Origin of the sequence: Enterobacter sp. 18A13, assembly GCF_007035975.1 — a bacterium.
Taxonomy (GTDB): Bacteria; Pseudomonadota; Gammaproteobacteria; order Enterobacterales; family Enterobacteriaceae; genus Enterobacter; species Enterobacter vonholyi.
The window spans coordinates 4,460,736-4,482,052 of record NZ_AP019634.1; the positions used below are offsets into that span (position 1 = coordinate 4,460,736).

The following is a 21,317-nucleotide window of genomic DNA, read 5'->3' on the forward strand; positions in this document are numbered from 1 at the left end:
AGCACCGTAAATGGCTCTGCGTCATTCCTGAGTTTATGAGGCACTAAGGCGAACATAAGAGATGGAATGAGCATCTACACGCATATTATTGCACGTAACGTGCCAACATGACAGCCAGAACTTTTACATAACGCAACATTTTAAGATAAAAGGAAATTATGCTGTTAAGCACCGTTTTAAGCTCTACAACGTATCGGGAAAAGGCGGGCATATGTCGCCAGGAGGAGACAGCAAAACCCAGAAATAAATATTCATTTAACTTTCAATGAGTTGAATGTCTCTGGATTGCGACAATGAAAAAGGACGTTGTTGGGGAATGACTACAAGGATGAAGAATCTCAGAAAACAAAAAACCCCGCCGAAGCGGGGTTCAAAATTGGTCGGCGAGAGAGGATTCGAACCTCCGACCCACTGGTCCCAAACCAGTTGCGCTACCAAGCTGCGCTACTCGCCGATGTACTGCTTTTTGAATTTTTAGTTCAATTCATTTAAAAAGTCGTGGTGCGAGGGGGGGGACTCGAACCCCCACATCCAAAGGACACTAACACCTGAAGCTAGCGCGTCTACCAATTCCGCCACCTTCGCAATTCACAACTCTTTCAAATAATGGGGTGGCTAATGGGATTCGAACCCACGACAACTGGAATCACAATCCAGGGCTCTACCAACTGAGCTATAGCCACCACTGTATTCTTTCACGCGGTACTGACTACTTCTCAGACCACCGCAGCTCTAGCGCCGGGACTAAAATGGCGCGCCCGACAGGATTCGAACCTGAGACCTCTGCCTCCGGAGGGCAGCGCTCTATCCAGCTGAGCTACGGGCGCTTAGCGCCGTTGCGGGGCTGGATATTACGTACCTCCGTCCCCGCTGTCTAGTGCTTTTTTGAAAAAAATGCGCGTTTGGTTATGGTTTGCACATTTTGCCGCTTATTCCTCCACTTTCTGCGTGGTGGCACGGCGGCCCAGGCCAAAAAGCTTATATGCGGCCGTCACAGCCGCCAGGAAGATCACCCCGACAAACAGCGACATGCGGGTATCTTCATTAAAGTACATCCCGATTAATACGCAAATCAGGAACGCCATCGTCAAATAGTTCGCATACGGGAACAGAATTGAGCGGAACGGATGGCTTTCAATCGCTTTTTTATGCGCATGACGGAAACGCAGCTGGCTGATGAGGATAACAAACCACGGCACCATGCCCGGCAGCACGCTGGCGCTGTAGACGTAAACGAACACGCGCTGCGGGTTAGGAATAATGTAATTCAGGCAAGAGCCAATCAGCAGTATTGCAATGGAAACCGTCACACCCGCCACCGGCACGCCGGCACGTGAAACTTTACTCATCACCGCAGGCAGCTGGTTATTCTTCGAAAGCGCATAGAGCATACGCCCACAGCTGTACATCCCACTGTTACAGCCTGACAACGCTGCCGTCAGGACCACAAAGTTGATGATACCCGCCGCTGCCGTGATGCCAATTTTGGCAAAAGTTAAAACAAACGGGCTACCCGTCGTGCCAATTTCGTTCCACGGGAAGATGGTCACGATAACGAAGATCGCGCCCACATAGAAAATCAGAATACGCCACAGCACTTTGCCCACCGCGCTACGCAGCGTGACCTGCGGGTTTTTCGCTTCACCGGCGGTAATACCGATCAGCTCCACGCCCTGATACGAGGCCACAACGATACACAGCGCCGTCAGGAAGCCCTTCCAGCCGCCGGCAAAGAAGCCGCCGTTTTCGGTCAGATTGCCAAAGCCGATAGCATGTCCACCGTTGCCAAAGCCGAAGAAAATCACGCCCAGGCCGACGACAATCATCACGATAATCGTGGTGACTTTGATCATCGCAAACCAGAACTCGATCTCACCGTAAAGACGCACGGCGGCCAGATTTGCCAGCGCCACCAGCCCCACGGCAATGAGCGCGGGTATCCACTGAGCCATATCCGGGAACCAGAACTGGACGTAGACCCCTATCGCGGTGATCTCTGAGATGCCCACCGCCATCCACATAAACCAGTATGACCAGGCCGTCAGGTAGCCGAAGAACGGGCTCATATAACGATGCGCGTAAACGGCGAAGGAGCCGGTTACCGGCTCCAGGAAGAGCATTTCACCCATGGAACGCATGATGAAGAAAACAAACAGCCCGGCAATAATGTACGCCAGTAATACGGAAGGGCCTGCCCATTTGAGCGTGCTTGCGGAGCCCATAAACAGGCCCACGCCGATAGTGCCGCCCAGCGCTATCAGTTCAATATGACGAGCTTCCAGCCCACGCTGTAGCTCCGGTTTTTTCTCTGCCATAGATCCTCGATTGTGTTTGCTGTTTCCCGGCTTAATACCGGGTATTGTTTTTTAGGGGTACTAAAATACGGAGCGAATGGTTTCTTAAAATCTGCCAAATGGCAAACGATGCATTAAAAAAATGAATGCATTGCACAGATTATCAGCAGTTTTGCAGGCGAGTTGCAGCGCGAATAGCATATCGCGCTACATTTTGATTACATTTTCCCGGTGTAATGCCAGGCGAGGTAGCGAAGCAGACGGATCTGTCGTTTAATGCGCGTCGGTTGCGATAGCAGACGGTACAGCCACTCCAGTCCCAGATTTTGCCAGACCTTGGGCGCACGCTTAACGTGGCCGGTAAAGACATCGTACGTACCGCCGACGCCCATGTAGAGGGTATCCGGACAGACCAGACGGCAGTCGCGCATCAGGATCTCCTGGCGCGGGGAGCCCATCGCCACGGTGACAATCTTCGCCCCGCTGTCACGAACGCGCTCAAACAGAGCCTGCCGATCTTCCGGTTTGAAGTAACCATCCTGACTGCCGACAATATTAACATTCCATTGACGACGCAGTTTCTCCTCCGTCTGGGCCAGTATCTCCGGCTTCCCGCCAATCAGGAACACGGGCGTGCCCTGTTCACCTGCGCGGGCCATAAGCTGCTCCCAGAGATCGGCCCCCGCCACGCGGGAAACATTAGCGTCAGGATACTTTTTACGGATAGAGCGGACCACGCTTATCCCGTCCGCGTATTTAAATTCCGCCGCTTCAATCAGGCTTTTGACTTCCGCGTTATCCTCAACCGCCAGCATTTTTTCCGCGTTGATCGCCACCAGCGTACCGGATTTCATCTGGCCGTCGGCGAAAAGAAAGTCCAGCGCGTGCTGCATGTCGCGCCAGCCAATAAGCTGCAGGCCACGTAGCGCATAGCGCGGTGCAGAAATTTTATCAGTCATTACTATCCTTACTCAGACTTGCGACAGCGTTGTGCTGCCCTGCCGCTCGCGCCTGTGCACAAGCCCTGCGCTGTCAAACAGCCAGTACAGCAGTTTGGCCAGTAACAGGCAGAGGCCGAAAACAACCATGAAGAACACCACGCGCGAAACGAACGAGTCCAGCCCTTCACGCGCCAGAACGATCATATTGAAAATGGCACCAAAGCAGAAACTGTGCAAAATGGCGGCCTTATAGCGGTTGGTCTCTTCGTTTCCACGCACGTAAAGCCAGTCGAACCACTTGATAATCAGCCCCACGGCAACCGCCCCGGGGAGAATGAACCACGCTCCTCCCATCACCACCAGGGAACCAATCAGCGTTGGCGAGATTGCCAGACCAGAATGGTTGTTCAGCACTTCCCAGGTAAAGTAATTTGCCGTGTTAAGCACCACGCCAGGCCGGTCCGGCCATAGCCAGGAAGGGATAAAGACGTAGAAGTCGCGAACAATCGGCGCCAGCCCCTGGAAATCAATCTTGTCATAGTTTTGCAGCAGCAACGCCAGGTTTTCCCACGGCGAGAAGGTATCGCGCGTCAGGTAAAGGAACGTGTAAAACGCCTCATCTCCCGCCACGTTCATTCCATAGCGCTTTAGCGCCAGCCAGAACATACCCACAATGCCAAACGCGCCTGCCGCAACCAGCATCCACAATGAGATCCAGCCGCGGATGATGCCGATAAACAGGAAGATCGCGAAGGCGATGATGATGTTCGCGCGCGTGCCGCCCACGATCATGTAGGTCAGGATGCCAAACGCGACGGTGCTAACCAGGAAGAACAGCCACGCTTTGCTGTCCTGGCGCAGGAAAAAGACCACCAGCATCGCCGGGATGAAGAAGTAGAAGAAACGCTTAAGCGCCACGCCCGAAACCTCGGCCGAAAAAATCTGGCTGTAGGAGTGGAGCTTAAACAGCAGGAAGCCGTTATGCATGAAGAAGATGCCGACGCTGACCAGGGCGATGGTCATCAGCATCACCCACGTCAGGTGGGTCTCCACCCTATTCATGGTAAAGAGCGCCCGACGCGGGGCAGCTGTCTGCGCTGAACGCAGACGCGTTTTATAGGTGACGTAGTAGACCGCATAGAAGCAGGTCGCTGCCAGAAGCGCCTGGAGCAGGATTTCAGGCGGCGCGACGCTCACGTCAAAACGGAATACCAGAATGCTGGTTAGTGGGAAGCCGAAAAAGAAGGTCAGCAGAAACAGTAACGAGAAGAACACGTTAAAGTTGAAGCGCACCCGGCGGAATTCAAACCAGGTAAGCGTGGCGATAAACAGGGTGCTCAGAAGCCAGACAATCAGTAAGCCGCTGAATTGCAACTGACTCATACTTTGTCTCCTGAAGCGATACGCAGCGCGCGGTGCCACGGCGTGAGGTAATTCGGGCTGAAAAAATCAATGCTATTTTTATCCACCAGCGTGAGCTGGCGTTGGGCTTCCCGTACCACCTCGACGTTCAGCGTGTCTGAGGTAAACAGCACGGGAATATGCTGCTCGGCCATGTCCTGCCAGAACGGGTTCTCGCGGTTTAGCACGCACGGTACCCCCGCCTGAATCAGCAGACATAGGGTGCCAATCCCCTGCTGTCGGGCAAAGATGAAATAGCCGAGATCGCATTTTCTCAGCAGCGCGAGATATTCCTCAAATTCCAGCTTATCGCTGAGAATGTGCAGATTTTCTGCGCTAAACAGCGCAAGCCCCTGTCGGCGAACCTCATCTATGTAAGCGTCGTTATTGGCGGGATAGCCCATCGGCACCACCACGTTCACCGTGTCGCCGAACTGCTGATGCACCGCCCTGAGCGCCGCGACGTGTTCGTTACTACGATCGCCGGAATTCCCCACCAGGATCGTTAGTTTGCCTTCACGCACCGTGTCATTCGCCATGGCGTTAAGCGCCGGATCCATGCGGGTGGGGAAATAAAGCAACTCGCCGCGCACGTTGGGGTGCTGTTTAGCAAAATAGTTGAGATCGCCGCGGGTAGCAAAAACGCAGCCCACGCGCCCCTGCGCCATGCGGCGCAACGGATAGAAAAGACGGAATTTCCAGCCTCGGGAGACTTCGTAGAGATCGGCTCCCCAGATATGCCAGCTGCACTGGGAGGGTTTAATCCCCCCGCTGAGAAGCGCCAGCCATAGCCCGGTATTAAACTGTCCGTGGAAGAAGAATCGTTGCTCGCGGTCGGCTTTCGCTTTGGCAACAACCGCCTTCGCCAGCGTGGCCTTGTCCGGCCAGAAGCGAATCGTCAGCGCCGGAAACGCCTCGCTCAGGCCCTTATCCTGACCTGCAACCATAAACTCACGCGCATCTGGATTACCCGATGCCAGCTCGTCGTTGAAGAACCGCAAAACGGTCTGGTTATGGTGTGGGATGTCCGATCCCAGGATGTGAATCAGTGCAGTCATGCGCGTTTACGCCACAATAAAAATACGCCGCAACAGGCAGCGAAATAAACGATATAGGTTGCCATGTAGGCCTGAGCCGCCCCCAGCGCACCGTGCGCGGGTATCAGCCAGTGTGAAAATGCCGTCAGTAAAACAAACTGGCTAATTTCCGCCAGGATATAGAGCCGAAGGGACGCTTTCGCGATCACCAGATAGCCGAAAACGTAAGCCCCCACTTTCAGTACATCACCCACCAGCTGCCAGGCAAAGAGATCGCGCATGGCGGTGAACTTCGCCGAGAACAGCAGCCAGATGGCGACATCGCGCAGTAGCCAGACGGTAAAGCTGGCAGCCGCGACGGCCGGCAATACAAAGCGCAGCGATCGGAAAATCTCGCGCGTTATGTCCTGTCTGGACGTCAGACGCGACAGGGTGGGCAGCAGGTAAACGCTAAAGGAAGCCGTAATAAACTGAAGATAGGCATCGGAAATACTGCTTACGCCCTGCCAGATCCCGACCTCATCCCAGCTATAGTGCGCCGCCAGCAGGTTTCGCATCAACACGTAGGCCACCGGCAGCGTGACCGAGGTGATGAGCGCCATCAGGGTAAATTTACCCAGTTGGCTGGCAAGCATCGAGTCCCATTGCGGTTTCAGGTAGCTCAGCGGAATGACGCCCCGACGCATCAGCATAAATGCCGCAGGCACAACCACCAGCGCCGGAACCAGCGCCAGCCCAAGCAGCGCGCCTTCGTAGCCCCCCAGGCGATAGCAGAAATAATAGGCAATTACGCCGATGACGCTGCCCAGGATTAATGCAAGCGCGTTCCCGGCAGCATCACGAAACCCTTTCATCAGAGCCAGCAGCAGGTTAGCCCAGGCAATCCCCATCTGAACCAATGCGACCAGACGCACCAGCCCCTGATAGTGGGTGTGACCGAATAATCCCTGGCTGATGGGCGCCGCCGCCAGCAGAAAGATAATCGCCATCAGGGTCGAAAAACCCGTGACCATCGCCGACGAGGTGCCCACCACCCTGCGGAGCTGGGCCGCATCATCATGATACTGCGCAACGTATTTGGTGACGCCGTTGAAGATACCAGCACCGGCCAGCACTCCAAGGACGGTGACAAGCTGACGGAAATTTCCCGCCAGCCCCACTCCTGACGGGCCAAATGAGACGGCCAGAAGCTTGACGACCAACAGCCCGGCCCCAATTTTTACAAGCGTGGACGCGGCGGTCCACACCGATGCTTTTGCCAGAGACATATCAGCCGAAATAACTCAGGAGGGTATTAATAACCGTACGCTGGTTAACTGGCGCGAGGTTGTAGAACAGCGGCAGACGAAGCAACCGCTCACTTTCTTTGGTGGTGTAGCGGTCTTCACCCGCAAACGTGCCAAACGCTTCGCCGGCCGGACTGGAGTGCAGCGGGATATAGTGGAACACCGCCATAATTTCGGCCTCTTTCAGCCAGGCGATGAGCTCGCTGCGGTCGTCGTTATCGCGCAGCTTAATGTAGAACATATGCGCGTTGTGGACGCAATCTGCCGGGATGGTTGGCAGTTCAATACGCCCGGCTTTTGCCAGAGGCTCAAGCGCATCGTAATAGGTTTGCCACAGGGAAAGACGCTGAAGGTTGATACGCTCCGCCGCTTCCAGCTGCGCCCACAGGTACGCAGCCTGCAGATCCGCCATCAAATAGCTGGAGCCGATATCGCGCCAGGTGTATTTGTCTACCTGCCCCCGGAAGAACTGGCTGCGGTTAGTGCCTTTTTCGCGGATCACTTCTGCACGCTCCACGAGAGCCCGGTCGTTAACCAGCGTCGCACCACCTTCTCCACCCGCCGTGTAGTTTTTGGTTTCGTGGAAGCTAAAGCAGCCGATGTGGCCAATCGTGCCCAGCGCGCGTCCCTTGTAGGTGGACATCACACCCTGCGCGGCATCTTCCACCACAAACAGGTTATGTTTTTTGGCGATCGCCATGATGGTGTCCATTTCACAGGCCACGCCCGCGTAGTGAACCGGCACGATCGCGCGCGTTTTGTCAGTGATCGCCGCTTCAATCAGCGTCTCATCAATGTTCATGGTATCCGGGCGGATATCCACAAAGACAATTTTCGCCCCGCGCAGGACAAAAGCGTTCGCAGTGGAAACGAAGGTATAGCTCGGCATAATCACTTCATCACCAGGCTGGATATCCAGCAACAGTGCCGCCATTTCCAGCGATGCCGTACAGGACGGGGTCAGCAGCACTTTGGCGCTGCGAAAACGCTGTTCCATCCACTGCTGACAGCGCCGGGTGAAACCGCCGTCACCGCAGAGTTTGCCGCTGCCCATAGCAGACTGCATATAGTCGAGTTCAGTTCCGACAACGGGTGGTGCGTTAAATGGAATCATCTTGTCACCTGTATAACCAGTAGGCGGTGGCGTCGATGTTGGCACCACTCGCAATATAACGTTTAAGCGCCGCGGTGTTGCCCAGTTGGGTCGCTACCCGCAGCGTCACTAGCTGTTGCTGTTGCGACCAGTGCAGCGCCGCCTGCATGAGTTTTTCACCCATGCCGCGCCCGGCTAATAAGCCAATACGCGCCTCGCGCTCGTTGAGTTTACGCAGCGAGACGAACCCCTTGATTTGACCGTCTCCTGCACGGAAAACCAGGCAGACGTGGTCAAAGGTGCCTTTAACCGCATTCTCTACCCACTGGGCATAGAAACGCCCGCTATCGTCAGGTGCATACCAGGGCGCACGAAAGCGGCTCTGCGCAAACGCCTGGGTCGCCATCTGACGCAGCACGGGGATATCCTGATCCGTTGCAATTTCCGCGCCTGACGCATCGTGCCGGGTGAGGGTAATGGAAAGATCGACCTCGCCTTCAACCAGCTGAAAGCCGTGTTGCTGGAGCGCGTCAAGCAGATCGGCACGCTCCGCAGGGATCTTCGCCTGCACCCGTTGCCAGGCGGTAAAATCCGATTCAGCCAGCACCGGCGCGTCATCGCGCAGACGCACGATGGCCGACGGCAGGCCAAAAAAGGCACTCTCCCACTGCAGGGACTCGAGCCCCCCTTTCAGGCTGTTCAACGCCAGACACCTTTGGTATCCACAATATACTGCTGACGAACGGCATCACCGGAAGTCGCTTTAAACTCTTTATGATCCACCAGCAGCACCAGCACGTCCGCCGTCGCAAGCGCTTCATCCAGCGCCGTCAGCGTGCAGTGCCCCGCCAGTTTTGTCGGCAATTCATGGATATTCGGCTCAACCACCAGCGTTTCACCCTTGTGCCATTCGGCAATCATCTCAACAATTTCCATCGCCGGGCTTTCACGCAGATCGTCAATGTTGGGTTTAAATGCCAGACCAAAGCAGGCAATTTTCAGCTCGCTAGCGCGCTTGCCGCTCTCTGCCAGACAATCCGCTACAGTGGTTTTGACCTGATTGAGCACCCAGTGAGGTTTGCTGTCGTTCACTTCACGCGCGGTGCGAATCAGGCGCGCCTGCGCTGGATTCTGCGCCACGATAAACCACGGGTCGACGGCAATACAGTGTCCGCCCACCCCCGGGCCTGGCTGGAGAATATTCACACGCGGATGGCGATTCGCCAGGCTAATCAGCTCCCAGACGTTAATTCCCTGATCGGCACAGATAAGTGAAAGTTCGTTCGCAAAGGCGATATTAACGTCACGGAAGCTGTTTTCCGTGAGCTTGCACATCTCGGCGGTGCGGGAGTTTGTCACCACGCACTCGCCTTCCAGGAAAATCTTATACAGCGCGCTGGCACGTTCGGAACAGACTGGCGTCATACCGCCAATGACGCGGTCGTTTTTAATCAGTTCGACCATGACCTGGCCCGGGAGTACGCGCTCCGGGCAGTAGGCGATGTTGATATCCGCCTGCTCGCCAACCTGCTGTGGGAAGCTCAGGTCTGGACGGGCCTCTGCCAGCCACTGCGACATCTGTTCAGTCGCCCCCACCGGAGACGTGGACTCGAGGATTACCAACGCCCCTTTTTTCAGCACAGGCGCGATTGATTTTGCCGCCGCCTCGACGAACGCCATGTCGGGCTCGTGGTCGCCTTTAAAGGGGGTTGGGACTGCAATTAGATAGGCATCCGCTTCAACGGGCGTCGTTCTGGCATGCAGGAAGCCTCCTTCCACCGCCTCTTTCACCACACGATCCAGATCGGGTTCCACAATATGAATTTCGCCACGGTTAATGGTTTCTACCGCGCGGGCGTTAATATCCACACCGACAACCTGTTTTTGACGAGAGGCAAACGCGGCCGCAGTAGGCAAGCCAATGTAGCCAAGACCAATGACAGAGATGGTAGTAAAACTCATAGCGATACCCGATTGTGTTTAAGTGCATGCAAAATACGGCCACAAGCCTGCCCGTCTCCATACGGATTATGGGCCCGGCTCATCGCCTGATACGCTTCATCGTCATGCAGCAGGCGCGTGACCTCTTCGACGATGAGCTGCGCGTTGGTGCCGACCAGACGCACCGTACCGGCTTTGACGGCTTCCGGACGTTCGGTCGTTTCACGCATCACCAGTACCGGCTTGCCGAGAGAGGGCGCTTCTTCCTGAATGCCGCCGGAATCGGTGAGGATCAGCCAGGCGTGATTCATTAGCCAGACAAACGGCATGTAGTCCTGCGGTTCAATCAGTAGAACATTGTCGACATGGCCCAGAATGCGATTAACCGGCTCGCTGACGTTAGGATTGAGATGGACCGGATAGACAATTTGCACATCGTCATTTTGCGCAGCGATTTCAGCCAGCGCGTGACAGATTTGCTCAAAACCCCGGCCAAAGCTTTCGCGACGGTGGCCGGTGACCAGGATGGTTTTTTTGCCGTTGTGCAGGAATGGATAGCGGGCAGCGAGGTCTTTCTGAAGATCGCTATTTGCCAGAACGCGGTCACGCACCCAAATTAACGCATCAATGACCGTATTGCCGGTCACAAAGATTTTGTTATCGGCGATATTTTCACACAGCAGGTTCTGACGAGAATTTTCCGTTGGCGCAAAGTGGTACATCGCCAGATGGCCCGTTAACGTGCGGTTGGCCTCCTCCGGCCAAGGCGAATAAAGATTGCCGGTACGCAAACCCGCCTCAACATGCCCCACAGGAATTCGCTGGTAAAACGCGGCCAGGCTTGTCGCCACGGTAGTGGTGGTGTCACCGTGTACCAGCACCACGTCAGGCTTAAATGACTCCAGGATCGGCTTAAGCTCTTGCAGAATGCGACAGGTTATCTCCGTTAAACCTTGCCCCGGTTTCATAATATTGAGGTCGTAATCCGGGACGATGGAAAAGAGCGTTAAGACCTGGTCGAGCATCTCACGGTGCTGGGCCGTGACGCAGACTTTTGCTTCAATATCCGGATCGCTGGCCAGCGCATGAACCAGAGGTGCCATCTTAATGGCCTCCGGCCTGGTGCCAAATACGGTTAGTACTTTCACATCGATTCTCTTCGATTAGGCGATGAAGGCCGCAGCCTTCATCGTAGACGGCGTTCTTAGTTTTTGCGACGACGCGTTAACGCCACGCCAGCGCCCGTCAGTGCGCCTACAATCCCCCACATAATCATCAGGAATGCACGACGCGGACTATCGCGTTTTACAGGTTCTTCAGGCGTTCGCAAATAACGATAGGTCTGAAAACGCGGGTCCAGAGAAGGACCTACATTAAGCGTGTTGAGCATCGCGCGATTTTGATCGTAATCGAGGTCAAAATCAGGACCGACGGCCTGGAGGTTTTCCAGGCGCGCCTGCAGCATGGGGCGGCCAAGGAGGAACATCTCTGAATCAGGCAGCTCATCAGCCGGCACGTCCGTCTCAGTGCGGGAAATATTGTGCTGTTCCGCAATTTTCAGCGCCTGCTCAATATTATGAACACGACGAGCGAAAATGGCTTTAGCCACCTCTTCCTGACGTTTCACCTGTGCTTTCATCTGGATTGTACGAGCCGCCCAGGCGCCTTTAAGCTCTTCGTTAAGATGGCTTGCGGCACGCTGGCTGGCAAACGCGACATACTGACGCAACAGGTTGTTAGCATCCGGCGCGGTTTCTGCAATCAGTTTGACGCTGTCGTTCACGTTACGCAGCGCATCGCCCGGCATAAACTGAATATTGTTAATCAGATCGTCCAGCAGAGCGGCATCGGCTTTAGTGTTATCAACCCGACGCTGCTTGTAATAATCCGTCTGAGACCAGAAGTCGCGGCGCGTATCCCACGAAGCCAGTTGCATCACAAACTCTTTATAAGCCTCATCCATAACGGAGACCTGATCTGGCGTGGCGAGGTTGGCTTTAATATCCAGGTTTCGCAGGAATTGCTGCTGGGAATAGTATCCCCCAAGCATGTTAACCGTTGGTTTGTCCGTGATTGCCGTGGAGCTCCATTCTTGTTTTGCAAAGAACGTATAGGCCAGCGCTAACAGTGCAAAACCCAGCGCGATCCCCGCAATCCAAAGTTTGCCTGCCCATAACACGCGAAACAAACCCCGAATATCCAGTTCATTCTCAGTTACCACTGATTTCGCTCCCGCCAACGGTTGAGTCATCATAGTCCCGGTTTTACTTAGTTAATGTTGTGTTTTTGCCACTGTTACGACGCATCCGGCGTTTAATACGTTTTATGAACCGCGCTACTTTCCATGCGCGCTTAATGCAGTAGCCGTACAGGAAAAATGCTAGCAAGAATAATGCCAACATAACCCACTCAGGAATGATATGAGAATATTCTGCAGCTACGCCAATTGCGGCCAAAATAGCAGCGGCCAGAGTAATCAGCACAAACGCCTGACGAGAAGTAAAACCCGCACGCATGATGAGATGATGAATGTGTTGGCGGTCTGGAGAGAAAGGACTCATCCCTTTGCGCAGGCGGCGATACATAATCGCCACCATATCCATCAATGGAATGGCAATAATCCAAAGCGCGGTTACCGGACTTATCGGGTGGGTTTGACCCTGCGTGGTTTCAAGCAGGATCCAGATAACCGTAAAACCAATCAGCGTACTGCCCGCGTCCCCCATAAAGACTTTATAGCGACGGCCCAGCACGCCGAGGTTTAAGAGGATATAAGGCAGAATGGCGGCAATCATGGCAAAACACCACATTGCCAGACTGTACTGGCCATCAAACCATAAGATAATGCCAATAGCGGCGAAAGAAACGGATGACAGTCCACCGAGCAGGCCGTCAATGCCGTCCACCATGTTGAAAGCATTGATTGCCGCCCAGACGGCAAAGAGCGTCAGGAAGAAGCCAAATGGACCCAGAACTAACTCCCACGGGCCAAACACATAGCCGAGGCTACGCAGATACAGTCCGCCGACAACCATCATCACCACGCCAATGGCCGCCTGAACGGTGGCGCGTATTTTCACCGCGATATCGAAGCGGTCATCAAGAGCCCCGACTAACACCAGGACACCGGCGCAGGCAATATAGAGGGCGGCATGCGGGATATAATAGTCAGCAATACCAAACGTGAAGCAAATCCCTGCGTAAACAGAAATCCCGCCGACTAAAGGAATAAGTCCCTGATGGCGTTTACGAAAATTAGGCTTATCCACCAACCCTATTCGTTTTGCCACCTTGCGCGCAATGAACAAAAAACAGGTTGTGAATAAAAAAATACTGATCAGTTCAGTAACGGCGGTGAATAGATTCACAATGGATTGCTCTCAACAAATGTTAGTCCCGGAAGTATAACCATGAAGCCACAGCCTCAGAAGTAATAAAGATGGCTTCTTACAACTCCCTTTGTATATTTTTCAATCAATTATTTCTTTGGCTGCAGAAACGGCCCTATTGTCGCACCGACCGGTCAAAATTGGGAGTAGATGGTACTAGCGTATAGTCCATAAAAGAAAAACGCCACGTAAAAACGTGGCGTTTGCTGGCTTTATTTGCGTTACGAGCGTTTCATCATGTCAAAGAAATCGTCGTTGGTTTTGGTCATCGCCAGTTTGTTAATGAGGAACTCCATTGCGTCGATTTCACCCATTGGATGGATGATTTTACGCAGGATCCACATTTTCTGCAGCTCTTCCTGGGTGGTGAGCAGCTCTTCTTTACGAGTACCGGAACGGTTGTAGTCGATAGCCGGGAAGACGCGTTTTTCAGCGATTTTACGAGAAAGATGCAGTTCCATGTTGCCTGTACCTTTAAATTCTTCGTAAATCACTTCGTCCATTTTAGAACCGGTATCGATCAGCGCCGTCGCGATGATGGTCAGGCTGCCGCCCTCTTCCACGTTACGTGCTGCACCGAAGAAGCGTTTTGGGCGATGCAGGGCGTTAGCATCCACACCACCGGTCAGGACTTTACCGGACGCCGGCACCACGGTGTTGTAGGCACGCGCCAGACGAGTGATGGAGTCGAGCAGGATGATCACGTCTTTCTTGTGCTCAACCAGGCGTTTCGCCTTCTCAATAACCATTTCCGCTACCTGAACATGGCGAGATGCCGGTTCGTCGAAGGTAGAAGCAACCACTTCACCTTTAACCAGACGCTGCATCTCGGTCACTTCTTCCGGACGTTCGTCAATCAGCAGCACCATCAGCACGCAGTCTGGGTGGTTATAGGCGATGCTCTGAGCGATGTTCTGCAGCAGCATGGTTTTACCCGCTTTTGGCGGCGCCACAATCAGACCACGCTGGCCACGACCAATTGGTGATGCCAGATCCAGTACACGCGCGGTTAAGTCTTCAGTAGAACCGTTACCACGCTCCATGCGCAGGCGAGAGTTCGCGTGCAGCGGCGTTAAGTTCTCAAAGAGGATCTTATTACGCGAGTTTTCCGGTTTGTCGAAGTTAACTTCATTGACTTTCAACAGCGCAAAGTAGCGTTCACCCTCTTTAGGAGGACGAATCTTACCTGAAATGGTGTCACCAGTGCGGAGGTTGAAACGGCGGATTTGGCTGGGGGATACGTAGATGTCGTCAGGGCCGGCGAGGTAGGAGCTGTCTGCAGAGCGGAGGAAACCAAATCCGTCTTGCAATATCTCCAGCACACCGTCGCCAAAGATATCTTCGCCACTCTTAGCGTGCTGCTTCAGGATGGCGAAAATGATGTCCTGCTTGCGCATACGAGCCTGGTTTTCCAGCCCCATATTTTCGCCGAGAGTGATCAGCTCAGAAACCGGCGTATTCTTTAATTCGGTAAGATTCATAATGGTGTGGGTTCTTAAACTCGGGGTGATTCTCGAACTTAATGTTGTGAATGGTATGGCAGGGTCATCCATGCCTGTTTAGCGGCCATCAACTCATGTCTGTTCGCTGTCTGGTCACAGGGAAAGAACGCAGAACTGAAACGACAAGACGGATTGAGCGACAAGCCCGGAATTTAGCCACTTCACGCACTGTTCATGTCAACAACGGGAAGTATCGGGTAAAACAAGATTCAAACAACAAGATATGTTTAAAACGAAGTCATAGCTAACTTAGCACGACTTCAGCCGGGCGTCCAGAGTTCCACATCATTTAGCCGGGAGCTCTGAACGCACAGCGGAGAAACCTTACGCCAGGTTAGCGTCCAGGAACTCTTTCAATTGACCTTTGGACAGCGCACCCACTTTGGTCGCTGCCACTTCGCCGTTTTTGAACAGCAGAAGGGTTGGGATGCCACGGATACCGTATTTTGGTGCGGTGCCCGGGTTCTGGTCGATGTTCAGCTTGGCAACGGTCAGTTTGCCCTGATATTCGTCGGCGATCTCATCCAGAATCGGGGCGATCATTTTGCAAGGACCACACCATTCAGCCCAGAAATCGACGAGGATCAGCCCGTCAGCCTTAAGTACGTCCGTGTCAAAACTGTCGTCAGTCAGGTGAATAATTTTATCGCTCATATATAACTCCACAGGAATAAGCCTGGTACGTTGGTTTTGTCTCCACCAACGACGTGTTGATGTCGCATTAACCAACTAAAGGTTGACTTTATTTCACCGGATACGCTTTCGTAAAGCAATAGTAAGCTGATATTCTACCACACTATGAGCAAAACACATTTAACAGAACAGAAGTTTTCCGACTTCGCGCTGCACCCGAAGGTGATTGAAGCCCTTGAAAATAAAGGGTTTCATAACTGCACGCCCATTCAGGCCCTCGCGCTGCCGCTGACGCTGGCCGGTCGCGATGTTGCCGGGCAGGCGCAAACCGGTACCGGCAAAACGATGGCGTTTTTAACGTCAACGTTTCATTATTTACTTTCTCACCCAGCGATTGCAGACCGCAAAGTTAACCAGCCGCGCGCGCTAATTATGGCCCCGACGCGAGAACTGGCGGTACAGATCCACGCAGACGCTGAACCCCTGGCGCAGGCTACGGGCCTGAAGATTGGCCTGGCCTACGGCGGCGACGGCTACGATAAACAGCTGAAAGTGCTCGAAAGCGGTGTGGATATCCTGATCGGTACCACCGGCCGTCTTATCGACTACGCTAAACAGAACCACATTAACCTCGGCGCAATCCAGGTTGTGGTGCTCGATGAAGCTGACCGCATGTACGATCTCGGCTTCATTAAAGACATTCGCTGGCTGTTCCGCCGTATGCCTCCGGCCAATCAGCGTCTGAATATGCTGTTCTCTGCAACCCTCTCATACCGCGTACGCGAACTGGCGTTCGAACAGATGAACAACGCCGAATATGTAGAAGTGGAACCTGAGCAGAAAACGGGTCACCGCATTAAAGAAGAGCTCTTCTATCCTTCCAATGAAGAGAAAATGCGTCTGCTGCAAACGCTGATTGAAGAAGAGTGGCCAGATCGCGCCATCATCTTTGCGAACACCAAACATCGTTGTGAAGACATCTGGGGCCATCTGGCTGCAGACGGTCACCGTGTTGGCCTGTTGACCGGCGACGTCGCACAGAAAAAACGCCTGCGTATTTTGGAAGAGTTCACCCGTGGCGATCTCGATATTCTGGTCGCAACCGACGTGGCGGCACGTGGTTTACACATTCCAGCCGTGACGCATGTCTTTAACTACGATCTGCCAGACGACTGCGAAGACTACGTACACCGTATCGGTCGTACCGGTCGCGCGGGCGCAAGCGGACACTCTATTAGCCTTGCATGTGAAGAGTATGCGCTGAATCTCCCAGCCATTGAGACTTATATCGGTCACTCTATCCCGCAGAGCAAATACAATCCGGAAGCGCTGTTAAGCGAACTGCCGCCGCCTAAGCGTCTAACCCGCCCACGCTCCGGCAATGGTCCGCGTCGTTCAGGCGGCGCACCGCGTAATCGTCGTCGTTCAGGTTAAGAAAATATGCTCAGCTCCACCTCGCTTTATGCGGCAATTGATCTCGGTTCGAATAGTTTTCATATGCTGGTTGTGCGCGAGGTGGCGGGAAGCATACAAACGCTGACGCGCATCAAGCGCAAGGTCCGCCTCGCGGCGGGCCTGAGCAGCGATAACCACCTCTCACCTGAAGCCATGGAACGTGGCTGGCAGTGTCTGCGACTCTTTGCCGAGCGTCTGCAGGATATCCCGCATGCCCAAATCACCGTCGTCGCCACTGCGACACTTCGCCTGGCGGTTAACGCCGTTGATTTTATTGCCAGAGCGCAGGAAATCCTCGGTTGCCCGGTTCAGGTTATCAGCGGTGAAGAAGAAGCTCGTCTGATTTATCAGGGAGTTGCACACACCACTGGGGGTGACGATCGCCGCCTGGTGGTGGATATCGGCGGTGCCAGTACCGAGCTTGTGACCGGCACCGGCGCGCAGGCAACGTCGCTGTTCAGCCTCTCGATGGGCTGCGTGACCTGGCTTGAGCGCTACTTTACCGATCGTAATCTGGGTAAAGAGAACTTCGACGAGGCGGAAAACGCCGCGCGCGAGGTATTACGCCCGGTCATGGATGAACTGCGCTATCACGGCTGGAAAGTCTGCGTGGGTGCGTCCGGGACCGTGCAGGCCCTGCAGGAAATCATGATGGCGCAGGGAATGGACGAGCGGATTACGCTTGCTAAGCTTCAGCAGTTGAAACAGCGCGCCATTCAGTGCGGACGCCTGGAAGAGCTGGAAATTGAAGGCCTGACGCTCGAACGCGCGCTGGTCTTCCCGAGCGGGCTGGCCATTCTTATCGCTATTTTCACCGAGCTGAACATCCAGTGTATGACCCTGGCCGGCGGTGCGCTGCGTGAAGGCCTGGTCTACGGGATGCTGCATCTGTCGGTCGATCAGGATATCCGCAGCCGTACCCTGCGCAACGTTCAGCGTCGTTTTCTGGTTGATATCGATCAGGCAGGACGCGTATCGCAGCTGGCGTCACGCTTCGCCGATCAGGTCGCTAACGTCTGGGATCTTGATCATCTGAGTCGGGATTTACTCCTGAGCGCGTGCGCGCTACATGAAGTAGGGCTGAGCATTGATTTTAAGCAGGCACCGGCTCACGCAGCGTATCTGGTCCGCAACCTTGATTTACCGGGCTACACGCCCGCGCAGAAAAAATTGCTGGCAACGCTGCTGCTGAACCAAACCAATGCAGTCGATCTCTCCTCTCTGCATCAGCAAAACGCCGTACCGCCGCGCGTGGCCGAGCATCTGTGCCGCCTGCTGCGTCTGGCGATCCTGTTTGCCAGCCGCCGCCGCGATGATTTGCTGCCAGCCATTAATCTTGTGGCCGATGACGAGAAGCTTTCGCTGACGCTGCCGGAAAACTGGATTGAACGTCACCCGTTAGGGGCCGAGATGATCGAGCAGGAGTGCCAGTGGCAGAGCTATGTGCACTGGGTGCTGGAAGTAAAGTAATACGCTGAACATTGCCGGGTGGCGGCTTCGCCTTGCCCGGCTACTCATCATTATCCTTTCTCTTTGGCTTTAGCCAGCATGGCGCGAATGTTCGCCACGTTAGCCTGCCCCTTGTGCATCCGCTCTTCCGCGGTAATCACTTTGCGCTCCTGCTCCCAGATCAGGTCATCCTGCGGCAGTTCCAGCAGGAAACGACTCGGCTCCGGGCGGACGAGTTCGCCATACTGGCGGCGCTCTTTACACAGCGTGAACGTCAGCTCTTTCTGCGCGCGGGTGATCCCCACGTAGGCCAGGCGGCGCTCCTCATCGACGTTATCTTCATCAATGCTGCTCTGGTGCGGCAACAATCCCTCTTCCATACCAACCAGATAGACATACGGAAACTCCAGCCCTTTTGACGCATGCAGCGTCATGAGCTGAACCTGATCGGCCTCTTCTTCGCTCTCACCGCGCTCCATCATGTCGCGCAGGGTAAAGCGGGTGACGACCTGCGTCAGGGTCATAGGCTCGTCGATTTCAGAGCCCTCCAGCATTTCGGTCATCCAGCTGAAAAGCTGGTTAACGTTCTTCATGCGCATCTCAGCCGCCTTCGGGCTGGCTGAGGTTTCATACAGCCAGGACTCATAGTCGATGCCGTGAATGAGATCGCGCACTGCAGCCACCGGCTCGCGCTCCGCGAGACGCTGTACTTCGCCGAGCCAGTGGGTGAAGCGGGTTAACGAGTCATAGCCACGCCCGGTTAACGTCTGGCTCAGCCCCATGTCAAAGCTGGCAGTAAACATACTTTTGTTGCGGGTCATCGCCCACTCGCCGAGCTTTTGCAGCGTCGCCGGGCCTATCTCGCGTTTTGGCGTATTCACAATACGCAGAAACGCGCTGTCGTCATCCGGGTTAGTGAGCACGCGCAGATAAGCCAGCAGGTCTTTGATTTCTGGTCGTGAGAAGAACGACGTGCCGCCCGAAATTTTGTACGGAATGCGGTTCTGCATCAGCATCTTTTCAAAGACGCGCGACTGGTGGTTACCGCGATAGAGGATCGCGTAATCCTTATATTCGGTTTTGTTGACGAAGTGGTGAGCGATGAGTTCTCCCGTGACTCGCTCCGCTTCATGATCCTCATTGTTGGCGCTGAGCACTTTCAGCTCCGTTCCGTAGCCCAGTTCGGAGAAGAGACGCTTCTCGAATACGTGCGGGTTATTGGCAATCAGGATGTTTGCCGCCTTCAGGATACGACCGGAGGAGCGGTAGTTTTGCTCGAGTTTAATCACCTGCAGCGCCGGGAAATCTTTGCTCAGCAGCACCAGGTTTTGTGGACGCGCGCCGCGCCAGGAGTAAATTGACTGATCGTCGTCGCCTACCACGGTGAAACGCGCCCGATTCCCCACCAGCAGCTTCACCAGCTCGTACTGACTGGTGTTGGTGTCCTGATATTCATCCACCAGCAGGTAGCGGATTTTATTCTGCCAGCGCTCGCGCACCTCTTCATTGCGCTGCAGCAGCAGCGTGGGCAGCAGGATCAGGTCGTCAAAGTCCAGCACGTTGCACGCTTTCATATGCGCATCGTACAGACCGTAGCAGTGGGCGAAGATCCGATCCCGTTCGCCTTTGGCGATCGCCGCGGCCTGCGCCGGGGTCATCAGATCGTTTTTCCAGTTCGAGATCGTCGAGATCAGCTGCTGCAACAGCACTTTGTCATCTTCGATCAGCCCCTCGGTGAGCTCTTTGAGCAACGCCACCTGGTCGGTGTCATCGAAGAGGGAGAAGTTGGACTTCATTCCCAGCGCCGCATACTCGCGTTTGATGATATCCAGCCCCAGCGTGTGGAAGGTGGAGATCATCAGGCCGCGCGCTTCTTTACGGCCAAGCGTCTGACCGACGCGCTCTTTCATCTCACGCGCCGCTTTATTGGTAAAGGTGACCGCCGCAATGTGTCGCGCCTGATACCCGCAATTGCGGATCAGATGGGCGATCTTGTTGGTGATCACACGGGTTTTACCCGAACCGGCCCCTGCCAGCACCAGGCATGGTCCAGTAACGAATTCGACCGCTTGTTGTTGTCCAGGGTTTAAACGCATGGGAGTGTTGCTCAATCTTCGAACGGGGTGTGGATTGTAGCAGAAAGCCGGGCGCAGATTTACCGGCTAATGATAAAGTGGAGAAATCGCGTTTAACCCGTAGAGCAGAACCATGAAAAAGACCGCAGCAGCCCTGCATATTCTGGTAAAAGAAGAGAAACTGGCCCAGGAGATCCTGGCCAAGCTGGAGCGCGGCATCAGCTTTGATCATCTGGCGAAGCGCTACTCTAAATGCCCTTCCGGGCGCAATGGTGGGGATCTCGGCGAGTTTCAACAAGGTGCGATGGTCGGCCCGTTCGATCAGGCGGTCTTTAGCTGCCCGCTTCTGAAGCCCTACGGCCCGGTAAAAACCAAATTTGGCTACCATATCATTAAGGTGCTTTATCGCCGCTGACGCGTGGTATATTGCGCCCCGATTTATTTCAACCTATTCAAGGCACGATCATGGCAAAAACAGCAGCAGCAGTGCACATTCTCGTTAAAGAAGAGAAACTGGCTTTAGATCTTCTGGAGCAGATTAAAAACGGTGCCGACTTCGGGAAGCTGGCGAAGAAGCACTCCATCTGCCCGTCAGGCAAACGCGGCGGCGATCTGGGTGAGTTCCGCCAGGGTCAGATGGTTCCGGCGTTCGATAAAGTGGTGTTCTCCTGCCCGGTGCTGGAGCCAACCGGCCCGCTGCATACCCAGTTTGGTTATCACATCATTAAAGTGCTGTACCGGAAATAAACAGCAAGGCCTTCTCTTAGAGAAGGCCTTTAATGTTTGCACCCTCTCCCTGTGGGAGAGGGGCGGGGTGAGGG

18 protein-coding genes and 4 tRNA genes are annotated in these 21,317 nt (G+C 54.5%); 4 read left to right on the forward strand and 18 right to left on the reverse strand.

Translation table 11 applies throughout. The features are described from left to right. Window positions 1–377: 377 nt before the first annotated feature. From FOY93_RS21565 to trxA, 17 genes are all read right to left on the reverse strand, one after another. Window positions 378–454, reverse strand: a tRNA-Pro gene (locus FOY93_RS21565). Between the two features lie 45 nt (window positions 455–499). Further along, window positions 500–585: transfer RNA gene (locus FOY93_RS21570), tRNA-Leu, on the reverse strand. Window positions 586–607: 22 nt separating this feature from the next. Next, window positions 608–683: transfer RNA gene (locus FOY93_RS21575), tRNA-His, on the reverse strand. 67 nt (window positions 684–750) lie between these two features. Then, window positions 751–827 (reverse strand) — tRNA-Arg (locus tag FOY93_RS21580). 102 nt (window positions 828–929) lie between these two features. Beyond that, a complete protein-coding gene (gene thrP, locus FOY93_RS21585; RefSeq protein ID WP_136196065.1) occupies window positions 930–2,315 on the reverse strand; it encodes a bifunctional threonine/serine APC transporter ThrP in 1,386 nt (461 codons plus the stop codon). A gap of 197 nt (window positions 2,316–2,512) precedes the next feature. Then, the gene (wecG, locus tag FOY93_RS21590) at window positions 2,513–3,253 is read right to left on the reverse strand and encodes a lipopolysaccharide N-acetylmannosaminouronosyltransferase (protein ID WP_143345652.1); all 741 of its coding nucleotides are present in this window, start codon (window positions 3,251–3,253) and stop codon (window positions 2,513–2,515) included. Between the two features lie 12 nt (window positions 3,254–3,265). After that, window positions 3,266–4,618, reverse strand: coding sequence for an ECA oligosaccharide polymerase (gene wzyE / locus FOY93_RS21595; RefSeq protein ID WP_133295328.1), 1,353 nt, complete (start codon window positions 4,616–4,618; stop codon window positions 3,266–3,268). Next, window positions 4,615–5,694 (reverse strand): TDP-N-acetylfucosamine:lipid II N-acetylfucosaminyltransferase, encoded by a 1,080-nt coding sequence (locus tag FOY93_RS21600; protein WP_143345653.1) that lies wholly within the window; start codon window positions 5,692–5,694, stop codon window positions 4,615–4,617. The genes wzyE and FOY93_RS21600 overlap by 4 nt, the downstream gene beginning before the upstream one ends. Then, on the reverse strand, window positions 5,691–6,941 hold the full coding sequence (wzxE, locus tag FOY93_RS21605; protein WP_143345654.1) for a lipid III flippase WzxE: 1,251 nt from the start codon (window positions 6,939–6,941) through the stop codon (window positions 5,691–5,693). The genes FOY93_RS21600 and wzxE overlap by 4 nt, the downstream gene beginning before the upstream one ends. Before the next feature lies 1 nt (window position 6,942). Beyond that, window positions 6,943–8,073: a dTDP-4-amino-4,6-dideoxygalactose transaminase gene (gene rffA / locus FOY93_RS21610; RefSeq protein WP_143345655.1), complete on the reverse strand. Its 1,131-nt coding sequence runs from the start codon at window positions 8,071–8,073 to the stop codon at window positions 6,943–6,945. Between the two features lie 4 nt (window positions 8,074–8,077). Then, window positions 8,078–8,755: a dTDP-4-amino-4,6-dideoxy-D-galactose acyltransferase gene (gene rffC / locus FOY93_RS21615; RefSeq protein ID WP_133295330.1), complete on the reverse strand. Its 678-nt coding sequence runs from the start codon at window positions 8,753–8,755 to the stop codon at window positions 8,078–8,080. After that, window positions 8,752–10,014, reverse strand: coding sequence for a UDP-N-acetyl-D-mannosamine dehydrogenase (wecC, locus tag FOY93_RS21620; protein WP_143345656.1), 1,263 nt, complete (start codon window positions 10,012–10,014; stop codon window positions 8,752–8,754). The genes rffC and wecC overlap by 4 nt, the downstream gene beginning before the upstream one ends. After that, window positions 10,011–11,141 carry a non-hydrolyzing UDP-N-acetylglucosamine 2-epimerase gene (gene wecB, locus FOY93_RS21625; protein WP_143345657.1) on the reverse strand — a complete coding sequence of 377 codons (1,131 nt, stop codon included), beginning with the start codon at window positions 11,139–11,141 and terminating at the stop codon, window positions 10,011–10,013. The genes wecC and wecB overlap by 4 nt, the downstream gene beginning before the upstream one ends. 56 nt (window positions 11,142–11,197) lie before the next feature. Then, complete coding sequence (gene wzzE, locus FOY93_RS21630) at window positions 11,198–12,244, reverse strand: ECA polysaccharide chain length modulation protein (RefSeq protein ID WP_111963515.1); 1,047 nt, start codon at window positions 12,242–12,244, stop codon at window positions 11,198–11,200. Between the two features lie 13 nt (window positions 12,245–12,257). After that, window positions 12,258–13,361: a UDP-N-acetylglucosamine--undecaprenyl-phosphate N-acetylglucosaminephosphotransferase gene (gene wecA, locus FOY93_RS21635; protein ID WP_111963514.1), complete on the reverse strand. Its 1,104-nt coding sequence runs from the start codon at window positions 13,359–13,361 to the stop codon at window positions 12,258–12,260. 242 nt (window positions 13,362–13,603) lie between these two features. Next, complete coding sequence (gene rho, locus FOY93_RS21640; RefSeq protein ID WP_008501566.1) at window positions 13,604–14,863, reverse strand: transcription termination factor Rho; 1,260 nt, start codon at window positions 14,861–14,863, stop codon at window positions 13,604–13,606. Between the two features lie 345 nt (window positions 14,864–15,208). Next, window positions 15,209–15,538, reverse strand: a complete 330-nt coding sequence (gene trxA, locus FOY93_RS21645; protein WP_006179218.1) for a thioredoxin TrxA — start codon at window positions 15,536–15,538, stop codon at window positions 15,209–15,211. Window positions 15,539–15,682: 144 nt separating this feature from the next. On the opposite strand from trxA, the gene rhlB reads away from it, so the two are divergent. Both rhlB and gppA read left to right on the forward strand, forming a co-directional pair. Further along, on the forward strand, window positions 15,683–16,951 hold the full coding sequence (gene rhlB / locus FOY93_RS21650; RefSeq protein ID WP_111963512.1) for an ATP-dependent RNA helicase RhlB: 1,269 nt from the start codon (window positions 15,683–15,685) through the stop codon (window positions 16,949–16,951). A gap of 6 nt (window positions 16,952–16,957) precedes the next feature. Then, window positions 16,958–18,442, forward strand: a complete 1,485-nt coding sequence (gene gppA / locus FOY93_RS21655; RefSeq protein ID WP_021242833.1) for a guanosine-5'-triphosphate,3'-diphosphate diphosphatase — start codon at window positions 16,958–16,960, stop codon at window positions 18,440–18,442. A gap of 50 nt (window positions 18,443–18,492) precedes the next feature. On the opposite strand, the gene rep is transcribed toward gppA, so the two are convergent. Beyond that, window positions 18,493–20,517 carry a DNA helicase Rep gene (rep, locus tag FOY93_RS21660; protein WP_115877002.1) on the reverse strand — a complete coding sequence of 675 codons (2,025 nt, stop codon included), beginning with the start codon at window positions 20,515–20,517 and terminating at the stop codon, window positions 18,493–18,495. Window positions 20,518–20,629: 112 nt separating this feature from the next. Here rep and ppiC (FOY93_RS21665) point away from each other — a divergent pair, with 112 nt between their 5' ends. Both ppiC (FOY93_RS21665) and ppiC (FOY93_RS21670) read left to right on the forward strand, forming a co-directional pair. Beyond that, window positions 20,630–20,911 (forward strand): peptidylprolyl isomerase PpiC, encoded by a 282-nt coding sequence (gene ppiC / locus FOY93_RS21665; protein ID WP_004886860.1) that lies wholly within the window; start codon window positions 20,630–20,632, stop codon window positions 20,909–20,911. Between the two features lie 50 nt (window positions 20,912–20,961). Beyond that, on the forward strand, window positions 20,962–21,243 hold the full coding sequence (ppiC, locus tag FOY93_RS21670; RefSeq protein WP_023309650.1) for a peptidylprolyl isomerase PpiC: 282 nt from the start codon (window positions 20,962–20,964) through the stop codon (window positions 21,241–21,243). Window positions 21,244–21,317 lie beyond the last annotated feature (74 nt).